At 34.9% G+C, this 15,580-nt stretch carries 13 protein-coding genes; 5 read left to right on the top strand and 8 right to left on the bottom strand.

From position 1 onward, the window contains the following. Positions 1–18: 18 nt before the first annotated feature. Together gldN and B3L86_RS11615 are read left to right on the top strand one after the other, a co-directional pair. Positions 19–906, top strand: a complete 888-nt coding sequence (gene gldN / locus B3L86_RS11620; protein ID WP_291119622.1) for a gliding motility protein GldN — start codon at positions 19–21, stop codon at positions 904–906. Between the two features lie 60 nt (positions 907–966). Continuing rightward, positions 967–2,019: an NAD(P)/FAD-dependent oxidoreductase gene (locus B3L86_RS11615; RefSeq protein ID WP_291119263.1), complete on the top strand. Its 1,053-nt coding sequence runs from the start codon at positions 967–969 to the stop codon at positions 2,017–2,019. On the opposite strand, the gene B3L86_RS11610 is transcribed toward B3L86_RS11615, so the two are convergent. Beyond that, positions 2,016–2,405, bottom strand: a complete 390-nt coding sequence (locus B3L86_RS11610; RefSeq protein ID WP_291119260.1) for a DUF983 domain-containing protein — start codon at positions 2,403–2,405, stop codon at positions 2,016–2,018. The genes B3L86_RS11615 and B3L86_RS11610 overlap by 4 nt on opposite strands. Before the next feature lie 66 nt (positions 2,406–2,471). On the opposite strand from B3L86_RS11610, the gene B3L86_RS11605 reads away from it, so the two are divergent. Beyond that, positions 2,472–4,379: an ABC-F family ATP-binding cassette domain-containing protein gene (locus B3L86_RS11605; RefSeq protein WP_291119257.1), complete on the top strand. Its 1,908-nt coding sequence runs from the start codon at positions 2,472–2,474 to the stop codon at positions 4,377–4,379. A 251-nt stretch (positions 4,380–4,630) separates the two neighbouring features. Here B3L86_RS11605 and B3L86_RS11600 read toward each other — a convergent pair whose 3' ends face one another. After that, entirely contained in the window at positions 4,631–5,779 is a 1,149-nt protein-coding gene (locus B3L86_RS11600) for a peptidogalycan biosysnthesis protein (protein WP_291119254.1), read from the bottom strand. 91 nt (positions 5,780–5,870) lie between these two features. On the opposite strand from B3L86_RS11600, the gene B3L86_RS11595 reads away from it, so the two are divergent. Beyond that, a complete protein-coding gene (locus B3L86_RS11595; RefSeq protein ID WP_291119252.1) occupies positions 5,871–6,146 on the top strand; it encodes a 4a-hydroxytetrahydrobiopterin dehydratase in 276 nt (91 codons plus the stop codon). Here the strand turns inward: B3L86_RS11595 and B3L86_RS11590 are convergent, their stop codons facing one another. The 4 genes from B3L86_RS11590 to B3L86_RS11575 form a co-directional block, all read right to left on the bottom strand. After that, positions 6,147–6,629 (bottom strand): DUF1761 domain-containing protein, encoded by a 483-nt coding sequence (locus B3L86_RS11590; RefSeq protein WP_349679492.1) that lies wholly within the window; start codon positions 6,627–6,629, stop codon positions 6,147–6,149. It lies immediately after the preceding gene. 88 nt (positions 6,630–6,717) lie between these two features. Beyond that, entirely contained in the window at positions 6,718–8,019 is a 1,302-nt protein-coding gene (locus B3L86_RS11585; protein ID WP_291119248.1) for a TolC family protein, read from the bottom strand. Between the two features lie 4 nt (positions 8,020–8,023). Next, complete coding sequence (locus B3L86_RS11580) at positions 8,024–11,119, bottom strand: efflux RND transporter permease subunit (RefSeq protein ID WP_291119245.1); 3,096 nt, start codon at positions 11,117–11,119, stop codon at positions 8,024–8,026. Between the two features lie 5 nt (positions 11,120–11,124). Beyond that, on the bottom strand, positions 11,125–12,192 hold the full coding sequence (locus B3L86_RS11575) for an efflux RND transporter periplasmic adaptor subunit (protein ID WP_291119242.1): 1,068 nt from the start codon (positions 12,190–12,192) through the stop codon (positions 11,125–11,127). 266 nt (positions 12,193–12,458) lie between these two features. On the opposite strand from B3L86_RS11575, the gene B3L86_RS11570 reads away from it, so the two are divergent. Continuing rightward, positions 12,459–13,310, top strand: a complete 852-nt coding sequence (locus B3L86_RS11570) for a leucine-rich repeat domain-containing protein (protein WP_291119239.1) — start codon at positions 12,459–12,461, stop codon at positions 13,308–13,310. A 469-nt stretch (positions 13,311–13,779) separates the two neighbouring features. Here the strand turns inward: B3L86_RS11570 and B3L86_RS11565 are convergent, their stop codons facing one another. Together B3L86_RS11565 and B3L86_RS11560 are read right to left on the bottom strand one after the other, a co-directional pair. Continuing rightward, positions 13,780–14,457, bottom strand: coding sequence for a hypothetical protein (locus B3L86_RS11565; protein WP_291119236.1), 678 nt, complete (start codon positions 14,455–14,457; stop codon positions 13,780–13,782). Between the two features lie 99 nt (positions 14,458–14,556). Further along, positions 14,557–14,892 (bottom strand): hypothetical protein, encoded by a 336-nt coding sequence (locus tag B3L86_RS11560; RefSeq protein ID WP_291119232.1) that lies wholly within the window; start codon positions 14,890–14,892, stop codon positions 14,557–14,559. Positions 14,893–15,580 lie beyond the last annotated feature (688 nt).

Raw genomic sequence — 15,580 nt, 5'->3', positions numbered from 1 at the left:
CCTACAATTCTTTAAATGATGAATTTAAGATATTTATTAGTAGCTCTGTCGTTTGGTTTTGTAACTGTACCCACAGTTGCTCAATCCAATCTATTAAACGCTAAAACACCGGACCAAATAGGTTTAAAAACAGCGGCTCAATTAGAGGCAGATAATGACAAGCCATTGCAATATGGTTATGTTCATGACCGTGATGTTTTAATGGGTAAAACAGTATGGGAAATCATTGATTTAGATGAACGTATCAATTTTCCATTGTATTTTCCTGTTGACGGTGATTTAGGACCGGATAGAAAGCCTTTATATGATGTATTGACAGAAGCAATGAAGTCAGGTAAACTTACAGAGGTTTACACCGACAGTTATTTCACTGCTAAGAAGTCTATGAAAGATATTGAATCAGCATTAACTCGTAAAGACACGACAGACGCCGGTAGAGAACAATATAATGCTGGTATACCTATTTCGGAAGAGTATATCGTTCCTTATAACATCGAATCGTTTCACGTTTCTGATTATAAAATCAAAGGCTATTGGTATTTTGACAAACGTCAAGGTGAATTGAAATACAGGCTATTAGGTATTTGTCCTGTTACTCCGGATATCTTTACATTAGATAAGGAAGAACAAGATTATATTGAGTTATTTTGGGTTTATTTCCCTGCTGCTCGTGACGTTCTTCATGAATACAAAGCATTCAATGATAGAAATTCTGCCATGCCAATAACGTTTGATCACTTGTTAAATTCAAGACGTTTTAACGCTGTAATTTACAGAGAAGAAAATGTTTATGGTGATAGAGACATTCAAAAGTATATGAAAGACAACGCTCTTAATCAATTGTTAGAATCTGAAAGAGTGAAAGAAAAAATCAGAAATTTTGAACAAGATATGTGGAATTATTAATTCCTAAATAAATAAACTAAAAACTCTTACCATTAGGTAAGAGTTTTTTATTTTTACCACATGACAGATTATTTAATTATTGGCTCGGGTTTAGCAGGAATTGCTTTTTCAGAAATCGCACTTAGAAACGATAAAACAATACGAGTTTATGAAAATTATTCTCAAAATTCTTCTACGATAGCCGGTGGCTTGTACAATCCGGTCATATTAAAACGATTTAGTGAAGTGTGGAAATCGCAAGAGCAAATTGATTTAGTCAATCATTTTTATGCTGATCTGGAGTCTAAATTAAATTCAAAACTTGATTTTAAAATTCCCATTTTCAGAAAACTCTTTTCTGTGGAAGAACAAAACAATTGGTTTGTAGCCTCAGACAAACCCAATTTGGCTCCCTTTTTAGCAACCAAATTAAATCATACCACCTATAATGGCATTGCTTCTCCTTTCGGTTATGGTGAAGTGATGCAATCCGGTTATGTTGATACTGCTTTGCTGTTGAATAATTATCATGAGTTTTTGTCAAAATCGGAAGTTTTAATTAAAGAAACGTTTGATTACTATGCATTGGAAGTGACTCGTGACTTTGTCATTTACAATAATGAAAAATTCAAACATGTCATTTTTGCTGAAGGTTATGGCATTCATTCCAATCCCTATTTTTCACTTTTACCTTTAGATGGCACAAAAGGGGAGTTGTTAATTATAAAAGCACCTGATTTAAAACTGGACGTTATCATCAAATCATCCGTTTTTATACTTCCATTGGGAAATGATTTATACAAAGTTGGAGCTACTTATAATTGGGAGGATAAAACGCCAACACCTACAGAGGAAGGTAAACAAGAATTACTTTCTCATTTGAAAGAACTCTTACACTGCGATTTTGAAGTTGTAAGTCATTTAGCCGGAGTGCGACCTACTGTGAAAGACAGACGACCTATGGTTGGAAGACATCCTAACTATTCTAACTTACATGTATTAAATGGTCTCGGCACTCGTGGCGTGATGTTGGCTCCAGCTATGGCAAAAGTACTTTTCAATTTTATTGAAAATGAAGTGCCATTAGATCCGGCGGTTGATATCAAGCGATTTAAAAAAATCAATTGGGATTAATTTGTTTTTGATTTCCAGTTTGGATCAAATTGTACAAACATACTAATCCAAATATTTCTTGATAATCTTAGAATTATGGGAAAAGCAAGGATTAATGTAGCAACAATGGCTATAAAGGAATGAATCAACCCCAAGCCGATAAATACATTGGCAATAATAAATGCGGCAACTCCAAAAGCAATACTTAAACCATAACTTACATACATTGCTCCGTAAAAGAACGAAGGTTCAATTTTATAACGCGTACCACAATGGCTACATGTTTCATGCATTTCAAAAATTTTACCCATTTTATAGGGGTTTTTTTCCAAATACATACTTTCTTCATGGCATTTAGGACAACTTCCTGTTAAAATGCTATTCAATTTGGATCCTTTTTTTAACATTTGCAAAAATTTTATACAAAGGTATCTTTTTCATAAGTTATCCAATGTAACATTTGTAACAAAATTATGCTAAACATACACAATTTATCGGTTTCCTTTGGCGGAACATTTTTATTTGAAGAAGTAACCTTTCGATTAGGTTCAGGTGACAGAGTGGGATTGGTAGGTAAAAATGGTGCCGGTAAATCAACGATGCTAAAAATTTTAGCCGGCGATTTTAAACCCGATTCCGGAAGTATTGCTACCGAAAAGGAAGTAAGGATGGGCTTTCTTCGTCAGGATATTGATTTTGAGCAGGGAAGAACTGTTTTAGAAGAAGCCTACCAAGCTTTTGAAGACATTAAAAAAACAGAACGAAGAATTGATGAAATCAACCATCAACTGGCTACACGAACTGATTATGAAAGCCAGATTTATTCTGAATTGATAGATGAATTGAGTGATGTAACCCATCATTATGAAGTTTTAGGGGGCTATAATTATGTGGGTGATACCGAAAAAATCTTATTAGGTTTAGGTTTCAAAAGAGAAGATTTTAATAACGCTACCGATACTTTTTCCGGCGGATGGCGAATGCGTATTGAATTGGCTAAATTGTTATTGCAATCCAATGACATTTTGTTGTTGGATGAGCCAACCAACCACTTGGATATTGAAAGTATTATTTGGTTGGAGAGTTTTCTTAGAAACTTTCCGGGCGTTGTGGTGATTGTATCGCACGATACAATGTTTTTAGACAACGTTACTAACCGAACCATTGAAATCTCCTTAGGTAAAGCCTATGACTATAATAAGCCCTATTCACAGTATTTAGTCTTGCGTGAGGAAATTCGCGAAAAGCAATTGGCCACCCAAAAAAACCAAGCTAAAAAAATTGAAGAAACTGAAAAGTTGATTGAAAAGTTTCGGGCAAAAGCTTCCAAAGCCTCTATGGCTCAATCGCTTATCAAGAAATTAGATAAAGTAGAACGGATTGAAGTTGATGAAGATGACAATTCGGTAATGAATATTTCTTTTCCTGTTTCTGTGACTCCGGGAAGAGTGGTTATTGAAGCCGAACATGTTACCAAAGCTTATGGCGATAAAACGATTTTAAAAGACATTTCCTTGTTGGTGGAACGCGGTAGCAAAATTGCTTTTGTGGGTCAAAACGGACAAGGGAAATCTACGTTTATCAAAGCCATTGTTAATGAATTTCCTTATGAAGGAAGTATCAAGTTAGGTCACAATGTGCAATTGGGCTATTTTGCTCAAAATCAAGCCGAATATTTAGATGGCGAAATTACTTTGTTGGAGACCATGGTTAATGCCGCAACAGACAGTAATCGCTCTAAAGTCAGAGACATGTTGGGTTCGTTTTTGTTTCGTGGTGATGATGTAGAAAAGAAAGTAAAAGTACTTTCGGGAGGTGAACGAAATCGATTGGCTTTGTGTAAACTTCTATTGCAGCCCATTAATGTTTTATTGATGGATGAGCCCACCAATCACTTAGATATTAAGTCTAAAAACGTATTGAAAGCCGCATTAAATAAGTTTGAAGGAACCTTGCTTTTAGTTTCTCACGACAGGGATTTTTTGCAAGGCATGGCCAATGTGGTTTATGAATTTAAAGACCAAAAAATCAGAGAATATTTAGGGGATATTAATTTCTTCTTAGAACAACGCAACGCCATGAACATGCGTGAAATTGAGAAAAAAGACGTAGTTGTCAATTCCAACACCAAAGAAAACAAATCGGTTTCCTATGAAGATCAAAAGAAAAGCAAATCCCTTCAAAACCGTTTGAGCAAAATTGAAAGTCAAATCAAACAATTGGAAATTGACATTCAAAACGATGATAAAGCTTTAGCTTCCAATTATGACAAACATATTGAAGATGCCAATTTTTTTGTTGCTTATAACAAGAAAAAGAAAGAATTGGATCAACTTCTTGAAGATTGGGAAGTTGTTCAAGGCGACATTGATAATTTGTAGCTAATCCGGCTTTCCGTTACAAGCTTTTTTTTCTTATTGTTTTTTTCTAAGCTAAAAAAGGAGCTTCCTCCGGTCGCTCTTTTTCAGCAAGAAAAAATACAACAATCCGGCAAAAGGCTTTCCACTTCAATCCGGGCTAAGGGTTTAGTGGTAAAAAGAAGTTTCAGGTTTTAAGTTTAAAGTTTTCACAAGCTTAGTGCCTTTCTTTCTTTGTGGCAAAAACCCGCAACCTGCAACTTTTAAACCCGCAACTACTTAAACGGATTGCGTTCTTTCCATTCCGTTTTAGGTTCTAAATAACAAAATAAGCGTTCCATTTTTTTGTTTATCATTGCGTTGGCATGTTGAATAAAACCAAACATTTCTATTGGTTTTGCCCCAACAGAACTTTTGATTTCCAGAGCTGTTCGAGCAAAAATTATTGCAGCAAAACCTTTGTTGATTGAATAGGCAATCATGTCATAAAGCATGTTTAAATACAACATTTTTTCGCGTTGCACTTTTTCATCATAGCCCAAAAAATAGGTGTCCATTTGAGTGCCATTCTTAATTAATGTATTGAATCCAATTAAGTTGCCGTTTTCAAAATAACCATAAAATAAAAACTGGTCTTTTAGTTTTTCTTTCATTGTTCTGAAATGATGTTTTGATAGAAAGAAGGTGTTAAAAGGGGCGTTTTGAGCCACATGGTGATACAAATTATAAATGGTATCTTCATTAGCGATTATTTCTTCCAGATTCATCTTTTGTTTGTGAATACCTTCCGCTTTTTTTCGACAACGTTTGTATTGGTCGCGGTACTTTTTTGAGAGTGAAGCGATGTAATCCTCAAAAGAGTGCCAGTTTGGGTCTGCCGTAAAAACCATGTTAGGTTGTATGGTAAACTGATACAATTGTTTGAAATGAGGCGATGTAAAATCGTTGATTTCTTCTTCTTCAAAATCTTTAAAGGTGGTGATATGTACTTTTGTGCCTTTCTTTTTTAGTATTTTTTTTATTTCTTCTGAAGCTTGATAAAGTAAGTGTGTTCCTTTTTTTGCAGCCAAATGTTTGTCAAAAACAAAAGCATTCTGACCGCTAAGCATATTATTTCCTAAGAATAAAACATGCGAACAAAAGTTTTTGAATATAAAATTTCTAACGGCCGTTTTAATGCATCGTTCTCTTTCTCCAAACGATTCTAACTTATTTAGATTTAAAAATTGAGCGATAGCGATTCCTACCAGATTTTCCTTTTCAAAAAAACCAATAAAAAAACAAGTCATATTGATAGGAGCTGCCTCTTCCAAAATTTCGAGATATGCTTTGGACAGAAAGATATTTGACTTTGCAATCACATCCCATTGGCCATTTAATTCTTGTGTAGAGGTATAAATTTTAAAGGAATAGTTGTTTTCCAAAGGAATAGTAAAGTTTGTGATTTAAGCCAATAAAGTTAAAGTATGTTACTTAATTACAATTATTATTTAACTTTATATAAATAAAAAAAATATGAAAACGTATACAGAAGCTACTGCTAAATCAAAATTGGAATCGTTAAAAAAATGGCAGTTTAAAGACGACGGGATTTTTAAGGCATTTACATTTAAAAGTTTTTCTGAAGCATTAGCATTTATGGTTCAAGTAGGATTGCTTGCAGAAAAGCAAAACCATCATCCGGAATGGACCAATGTCTATAACAAAGTCTCCATCCGTTTGACCACACATGATAGTGGCGGTTTAACGGATAAAGACTTTACTTTGGCTACAGAAATAGACCAATTGTAATTATACCCATCCGCAAAGAATGGCTCCCATGATGGTCATGGTTACCAACCAGTAACCGGTATGGATAAAGATGTATTTCCAAGATTTTCTTTCAAATAATCCGTTGATTGCTATCAAAGGGAAGGCTAGAAACAATCCGGACATGAATCCGTGAAGAGCTCCGTGTTTGAATGTTCTGAAAGCATCCCCATAATCAGCCATAAAAGCGGCATAGGAAGGTTTTGCAGCATCAATAAATTCAGGTCCGCCAATCATTCCTAAAGGGCCAAATTGATGAATGCACAACACTTGAAAAATCAAGGCAAAGAATACTGAAAAAACATAAGTTAAGCCGAAAATTTTCAGCATGCTTCCTTTTTTCAAATCTTCTTCTGTAAGTCCCGTTTCTTTCATCCAAGCATTTCCGAATAAAATAGGGCTGTACCAAATTGAACCGACCACCAATGTGGTTGAGGCAGCAACAAGAATTGCTATAAAATTCATTTCCATAAAGTTAATTAGTTATTGGTTAGTCTATCAAAAGTAGCAAAAAATAAATAACTTGTGTTTTTAGGAAATAAAAAGTTTTCGGTTATAGGTTTAAACTTCCTGCAACTGCTTTCAGATTAATTTCTGTTTGCTTTGCATTTAATTCTGCGTTAGCTAATCGAATTACGGCATTGGCATAATTAACTTGGGCGGTTCTGAATTCTACAGGAGAGATTGTACCAATTTTATATTTATCAAGTGTAATGTCTAAATTTTGTTTGGCAATTTTTTCGTTTTTTTGTTCTATAGTCAATAAGGCCAAATTGGAAAGATAACTTTGGTATAGCGTGTTCAATTGGGTTTGAATAGCCTGACTTTGTTTTTCAATTTGAAGTTGCGTATTTTCCAATTGAAGTTTTGATGTTTTCTCGTTTCTATTTTGATTGAAACCGTCAAATAAATTCAAAGATGCTACAAATCCGTAGTTGAAATTTCGTCCTGTTGATTCGGTTACGAATCCAAATGGAGTTTGTGATCTAACCAAATTATACCCTGTTGTTAAATTAAAAGTAGGATATCTATTGGCTTTGATTTGTTTCAATTCATACTCTTGAATCTTCTTGTTGATAAACTGAATTTGGAGTTCCGGGTTTTGTTCTTTTGCGGCGGTTAATAAGTCATTTAATTTTAAAGACTCATCAATTAAAATGATTTCAACAACTACAAAATCGGTTTCAGCTGGTTGCACCAATAATTCATTCAAAAGCACTTTAGAAATGGCATATTGTTCATTGAGTTGAATTTTGGTTGAAACATCAGCATTATAATCTACTTCTGCATTTAAAACTTCTAGTTTTGATGCTTTTCCGATAGTAAATCGGTTTTGGGCAGTTTTCAACCGAAATTCTGAAACAGCTATAATACTGTCAATATTTTTTAAAAGTTGTTGTTGATTTACCAGTTGAAAATAAGTTTCATATACTTGACTTACTTTTGATAGAATAGAAACTTTTAATTCGGTTTCGCCTAATTTTTGAATTTCTTTTAGTTGATTGTGTCGGGCAAACATCCTAAAACCGTCAAAAAGTGTCCATTCCAAACCAATTCCATAATTGATGTTCAAGTTTTTAGCACCATCAATTTCAACTTCATTTCCGTTTGCAAAAGTTTGATCAATATTTAAAATGGTATTGTTGTTAGTAATAATCCCGTTAACTCGAGGTAGCATTCCGGCATTTCCAACGGTTACATTTGTTTCATCAATTTTTAATTCATTTCGGGCGATTCGAATATCAAAATTATTTTCTAATGTTTTTGAAATCGCCTCTTCCAATGAAAGTAGATTTTGACCTTTGAGGCCAAAGGTAATTCCAAAAAAGATAACGATATATTGAATATTTTTCATGTAGTTAAATTGACTCTTTGTCATATTGGTCTAATAGTTCGAGTTCTTTTTTGAGTTTTTTCTCGCGAGACCACATTAAATATACAGCGGGAATAACATATAAAGTTAAGATTAACGAAAATATGGTTCCGCCAACAATTACAATACCCATTCCCATTCTGCTTTTTGAAGCAGCTCCAATGGAAACAGCAATTGGCATGGCTCCTAAAGCTAAGGTCAAACTTGTCATTAAAATGGGACGCAATCTGGACTCTGCCGCTTCCATAACGGCATCATATTTTGATTTGCCTTGTTCTCGAAGTTGGTTGGCAAATTCTACAATCAGGATTCCGTTTTTAGTTACTAAACCGATTAGCATTACGGTGCCAATTTGACTAAAAATATTCCATGTTTGACCAAATAACCATAGCGAAAACAACGCTCCTGCTACTGCCATTGGAACCGTTAATATGATAATTAACGGGTCAATAAAACTTTCAAACTGACCGGCTAGAATCAAGAAAATTAATAATAATGCCAATCCAAAAGCAAACATGGTGTTGGAGCTACTTTCTGCAAAATCACGAGACTCACCTCCTAAATCGGTTGTAAATGTTTCATCTAAAACTTTGTCTTTTATGCGTTCCATGGATTCAATGCCATCGCCAATACTTTTTCCGGGAGCCAAACCGGCAGAAACGGTAGCCGACATATAACGGTTATTGTGAAATAATTGTGGCGGACTACTTTGCTCCTCAACAGTTACCACATTGTCCAATTGAATGAGTTGACCACCTGAAGACCGCACATAAATGGATGTTAAATCAAGAGGTTGAGAGCGGTCTTTTCTATCAAACTGTCCAATCACTTGATATTGTTTTCCATTCATAATAAAGTAGCCAAAACGTTGTCCGCTCAAAGAGAGTTGTAGCGTTTGGGCAACATCCAAAACAGAAACACCCATTGATTCAGCTTTTTCACGATCAATGGTTACATAAATTTCAGGCTTGTTGAACTTTAAATTAACATCAGAAATTGAAAAAGTGGGGTCTTGAGAAACTTCTTCCATAAATTCAGGAATTTTTTCTTCTAACTTTTCAAAGTTTTTGGCTTGAATAATAAATTGTATAGGCAGTCCACCTCGTCTATTCACAGATATGGTTGGTTGTTCTGAAACTGCCGTTTTTGCATCATTAAAACCGCGTGTCCATTGTGTTAGTTTGTTTGCAATGTCTTTTTGTGAAGCGTCTCTTTCTTCGGGGTCAATTAGTGATAATCGTGCAAATCCACGATTTACTGCTCCCACACCAAAGCCCGGTGAGGTTACAATCAAACTTACTTTTTTTTCAGGAATAGAATCGGTTATTAACTGTGATAAATCCTGCATGAATCGGTCCATATAATCATATGTGGCACCTTCTTGGCCAGTAACATTGACCAAAACCATACTTCTGTCATCATAAGGTGCTGTTTCTTTTTGAAGTATGGAATAAAAAAGATAGGAAAGCCCCAAACAAGCAATCAAAATAGGAAAACTTAACCACTTTCTTGACATAAATTTACCTAGTGAGTTGGCATAACCTTTATTCAGATTAACAAAAAATGGTTCTGTCATTTCATAAAATTTAGACCTTTTTTGTTTGCCGCCTTTCATTAAATAAGCATTTAGCATTGGTGTTAATGTCAGTGAAACAAAGGCGGATATTAAAACGGCTGCTCCAATGACAATACCAAATTCGCGAAACAGTCTTCCCACAAAGCCTTCTAAAAAGATAATGGGCAAAAACACAGCGGCAAGTGTTACGGAAATTGAAATGATGGCAAAAAAGATTTCATTGGTGCCTTTTATGGCGGCTTCAATGGGCGACATGCCTTCTTCTACTTTTTTGAAAATGTTTTCTGTGACGACAATCCCGTCATCAACCACCAACCCGGTTGCCAATACAATTGCCAAAAGTGTTAATACATTAATGGAAAATCCGCAAACATACATGATAAAAAAGGTGGCAATCAAAGAAACCGGAATATCAATTAAAGGACGAAATGCGATGGCCCAATCTCTAAAGAAAAAATAGATTACTAATGTAACAAGTAGTAATGCAATTAATAAAGTTTCTGCTACTTCCAGAATGGCTTTTTTTATAAAAATGGTAGTGTCAATGGCTACATTAAGTTCAAAATCTTGTGGTAAATCCTTTTTAAGAATTTCATATTGCTTATAAAATTCTTCCGAAATGTCCAGATAGTTTGTTCCCGGTTGTGGCGTAATGGCCAATCCAATCATAGTTTGTCCGGAATCACTCAATCGGGTTTCTAAATTTTCGGCTTCCAAACTCGCTTTAGCAACATCAGATAAACGTACAATTTTTTCGCCTTCTGATTTTACAATAATATTATTAAAATCTTCTTCTGTTGAAAGATTTCCTAGTGTTTTTACTGTTAGTTCTGTGTTGTCTCCTGTTAATTTACCTGAGGGTAACTCTACATTTTGTTTGTTTAATGCATTTAAAACATCGGATGCTGTACAACCATAAGCGGAAAGTTTTACCGGGTCAATCCACAATCGCATGGCATATTTTCGTTGCCCCCAAATTTGCACACTACTCACCCCCGGAATGGTTTGTAGTCGTTGTAAAATTACATTTTCAGCATAATCGGTTAATTCCAAAACGTTTTTATTCTCACTTTTCATGGTCATGGTAAGAATAGGGTCAGAGTTGGCATCTGCTTTAGAAACTACTGGTGGAGCGGTAATATCCTGAGGTAAGCTTCTAACGGCTTGTGAAACTTTATCTCGAACATCATTAGCCGCTTCTTCTAAATTTTTACCCAGATTAAATTCAATAGAAATCACACTTGTTCCTTGAGCACTGGTTGATGAAATGTTTCGAATACCATCAATTGAATTGATTGCTTTTTCTAGAGGTTCTGTGATTTGGGATTCTATAATATCAGCATTAGCTCCTGTATAATTGGTTTGCACTGTGATTTGTGCCGGGTCTATGGATGGAAATTCACGAACACCCAAGTAGGTGTATCCAATGATTCCAAAGAGGATGATCATTAGATTCATCACAATTGTTAAAACCGGTCGCTTGATACTTATAGTGGATAAACTCATTCGATTTAGTTTTTAGACAAATTGATGTTTAAAGGAGCCCCATTTCGAATGGCCATAATTCCGGAGGTGATCACCGTATCACCCACTTTTAACCCTGAGGTAACTAAAATTTCTTTCTCCGTTCGATTCGATGTTTCGATAATTACTTCTTTGGCCAATCCTTTTTCAGAAATGAATACTTTTTTTCCGTTTTGAATTGGAATAATCGCTTCTGTTGGAATTAAAATAGCGTCATTGATAGCCTCTAGTGGTAAAACAATGTTGGCATAAGTTCCCGGAATCAACATTCCTTCTTTATTCTCTGCAACAGCTCTAATTTGCATGGTGCGGGTTGTTTGTTCTATTGCAGGCTCTAAAGCATAAATTTTGGCGGTGTGTGTTTCTTTAGAATTGGCGGTTGTAAATGAAATAGGAGTGTTGATTTTTATCAAACCGGCATATTTTTCGGGAACTGAAAAAGTTAGTTTCACTTGTGTGGTGTTTACTAAAATAGCGATTAGATTTGTTGGAGAAACATAGGTTCCCGGTGAAATGGAACGCAATCCAATTTTTCCTGAAAAGGGAGCCACTATTGACGTTTTGGCAATTTGAGCCTGAATTAATTGGGTTTGTGCTTGAGCCGATTGTAATTCGGCAGAGGCCATATCAAATTCTTCTTGACTGATGGCTTCTTTTTGAAGCAACAATTTAGCTCTTCGTTCGTTTTCCGCTGCAAGGGCTTGTTTGGTTTTGGCTTGCGATAGTTGAGCTCTCAGTTCCAGGTCGTTTACTTTTACCAATTGCTGTCCTTTGGAAACCATTTGGCCTTCGTTGAAATAGATACCTTGTACAACTCCTGATACTTCACTTCTTACTTCAATTTGTTCATTTGCTTCAATCGAACCTGATAAAGTTAGTTCATTGGCAAAATTTTGAGGAGTGATCACCATCCCATTTACTTTTGCTACTGATTTTGGCATTTGGCCATTTCCTTTTGAGCTTTCGTTTTTTTCTTTATTTGAAAAAATTCTGAAAATGATTAGAGCTAGTAGCCCTATAACTACTAACCAAATGAGTACGTGTTTTATTTTCATTAAGAAGTAAAGTTTTGCTGGATTTGTTTGGTATATTGTGTGTCAAATTTAATTTTTAATCTTCTAATACCTTTTCTACTTAGTTTTTATTTAACACTTTTAACGGTTTATTGCTTGGCGATAATTAAATTGATAAACTACACTTATTATTGTAAGAAAAAAAACACTTAAAAATCAAAATTAACGCATTTTGTCGATTAAATTTGTATTTAAACGATTTTGTTTTATATATTTACACTGTATTTGAACCCAAATCTACTATACTTATGAGAAAAATTACATCACTTTTGTTAAGTTTTATTGCTTTTTCGGCAATGGCTGAAGTATCGTCAATAGAAAAAGAGGCACTTATAAAATTTTATGAAGCCACAAATGGAAAGCACTGGAAAACCACTTGGAACATTTCAGGACCTGTAGAGAATTTTTATGGGGTTACCGTAAAAAACAATAGGGTTGTTGGTATTTCTTTGCCTAATAATAATATCAGCGGACAATTTCCGGAAGCTTTGACTCAACTCACTTCTCTTGAAACGCTACATTTATTCAGAAACGATATTAGTGGTAGCCTTCCTTCATCTATAGGGAATTTAACTTCATTAAAACATTTGAATATTTCTTTCAATAAATTAACGGGAACTTTACCAAGCAGTATTGCTAAGCTTACGCATTTGGAAAGTATGGAGTTGTATATGAACAATCTAACCGGATCTATTCCTTCTGAAATTGGTCAATTGAAAAAGTTAGAAAACCTTTCGTTGTTTAACAATAGTCTAGAAGGTGAATTACCAAAGGGACTTTATGAATTAACGCAATTAAAAGTGTTGATGTTGAGCAGCAACAACTTTTCAGGACGTTTGAGTTATGAAATTGAGAATTTAAAGCAACTTGAAAACTTGAGTTTGTTTGAAAATAATTTCATTGGGCAAGTGCCTTTTGAAATTGAGAAATTAAAGAACTTAAAAGAGCTTAATATCTCTTATAACAAGTTTACCGGTTTGATTTCGTATGCTATGGCCAGTAAAGATTCTTTTCAAATGACAATGTTGGATGATAAAGGAGTAGCTGTTAAGCTAAAGCTTTTGTCTGATGCTACGGGATTAGTGGGTACGCCTGATTAAAACCATTATACTACTATATTTAACCTCGTTATTTTTATAGCGGGGTTTTTTTTTGACAAAAGGCAAAAGGCAAAAGGCAATAGGCAAGGGGCAAGATTTGATTTGGTTTAGCGGTTAATTGGTTGCGGTGAGGCAGAATATAACGTTGCTTTTTTTTGTTTTTCTTGATGAGAAATAACCTACTATTAAAAGCTTTAACATTCATGGCTTCTCCATGGCTTTACTATGGGATTACTATGGGATTGCTATAGAGTTACCAAATGAAAATAGTTATAAGAAAATTCGTGATTTAAAGTTTCTGAGATACTGAGTTTAGCGTATTGGAACGCCGATTTTAACGAATTATTTTGGCTACTATTTTTTAGGGGAAGGTACGAGTTAGGTATAGCGTCTTAGTTTTTTTTTACATAAAAAAACTTATTCAGCGATGAATAGGTTTTTGCGGGTGGTATTTGCTTAAGGAAATATTCTAGATTGTTTTGTTTGTTCTTTTGTTGATATTTCTTATGTATTCTACATTTTCTAAAAGTTCATAAAAAGGAATCAGTTTTTTTGGGTTTTGTGGTAACTGAGCGACTTGGAAAGCTGCTATATTTTTTCGATAATATATTTCTCCAATTATATCTAAGATGCACAATTCTATTGCCTCGAACACATATGGATTATCAGAGCAATCATCATAGTTATACAAGTATACCCTAATTTTTAATTCTTTCCGAATGTAATTTACCTCTTCTATTGAAAAATAGAGTTTGCTGATTTTGAGTGGTACGCCTTTATATGTAATATTATAGTCCAGACCCAATTTGAATTTATTTATGTCGCTGTGTGGTTTTACGAGTGCTTCGAATAGCCACAATTCTAATTTTGGAGCGTGTTCTACTAGGGCTTCTATTTTTGGGAATAGTTTGCTATATCCCTTTGATGAGATGGTAAGTTTTAAACGCACGGGATTTGCGTTTTGTACTTCAAAAAAGAATCCAATTCTTTTGGATACATAGGCGAGTTTGCGATCTAGGGTTTTCAATATGCTTTTTTCATCGGTAGCACTTACGTATGCTTTGATGATTTGCATTTCGTTTTGGGCAAACCATTTCCAGAAGGATTTGATTTTTAGGAGCTGGATTGGTGAGAGGGGTTTTTTCATTTTTTTTTTTGGAGGTGCTGAGGGACTGAGCTGCTAAGGTTCTGAGGTTTTGACTTGCTGAGGTTTACAATTGTTTAAAAGTTTAAAAGGTTTATGTGTTTAAGGGGGGTGTTGCGAAATGTTTGGCCTGAGAGGGTGTGGAGTTTTTGGGATATGGATTATGGTGATTTGACTTTTTTTAAGGGGATGGTAGGAGGGTTGGTATAGAATGTAGCTGAGGTTGTGTAGTTCTTTGATGCATTTGTGGTAGGTGGCTTTGGCGTTTATTTTACTCATTTTCATTAGTTCGCTTCGGGAGATGCTTACCGGGTTTATTTGGTTGTTTTCTTCCCAGCATTTGATGATGGCTATGTATAGGCTTATGTGCGATGTTTTTAGGGTTTTATCGGTTTGTGCTTTTTTGATGAATGCGGTGAGAAGGAGAGATGGGGTCATGTTTGAGGAGTTTTGAGGTGCTGAGGTACTAAGGTGCTAAGGTTCTGAGGTTGTTTAATCGGTTAAGGGGTTAATTGTTTAAGGGTGGATGCTGAAACGAGTTCAGCATGACAGGGGCGGGTAAAATTGTTTAGGAGGTTGAATTGGTTGCGGGATGGGAATAGGAGGGTGACCATAACTTGTTTATTTCGTGTTATGGTGCAAATGTGGGGGGTTGGATTGGTTTCTTTTCAGAAGCGAATCAGAAAGGGAAAGAAAAATGGAAAGTTTTTTTTGTGAAACTTAGTAAACGTTACTAAAATTAGGGTTTCTTACTTGTGCAATTTGCTACATTTTTTTGAGATTACCTTTGATGAGCTGCGAGTTCTATAGCTTAATACGTTCAAATACGTTATTTGCCGTGACTTTGACTGACGCGGAAAAAGCTCATGTTATTAAATTTGGGATGTAGCAACTTTATTCCTTTACAATTTCATCTGATTTCCGGAGTTGGTGTATGAAGGTAGTGGGTGACATTCCTACTTTGTTTTTAAACGATAAGGTGAAAATTTGTGTGGAGCCTGTAAATCGTCAGCAAAAAGTGTATTGATTTAGACAAAAACTAAGAGAGTGTTTTCAAAATCCTTAAATTTGAATTATTATGAAAACACCAAAGAAACAAACTGCAGAAAACTACATCAAAGAAATT

The organism is Flavobacterium sp. UBA6135, from assembly GCF_002428305.1.
Taxonomy (GTDB): domain Bacteria; phylum Bacteroidota; class Bacteroidia; order Flavobacteriales; family Flavobacteriaceae; genus Flavobacterium.
The sequence above is the reverse complement of the archived record's forward strand: the minus strand, read 5'-3'. Positions and strand labels throughout refer to the sequence as shown.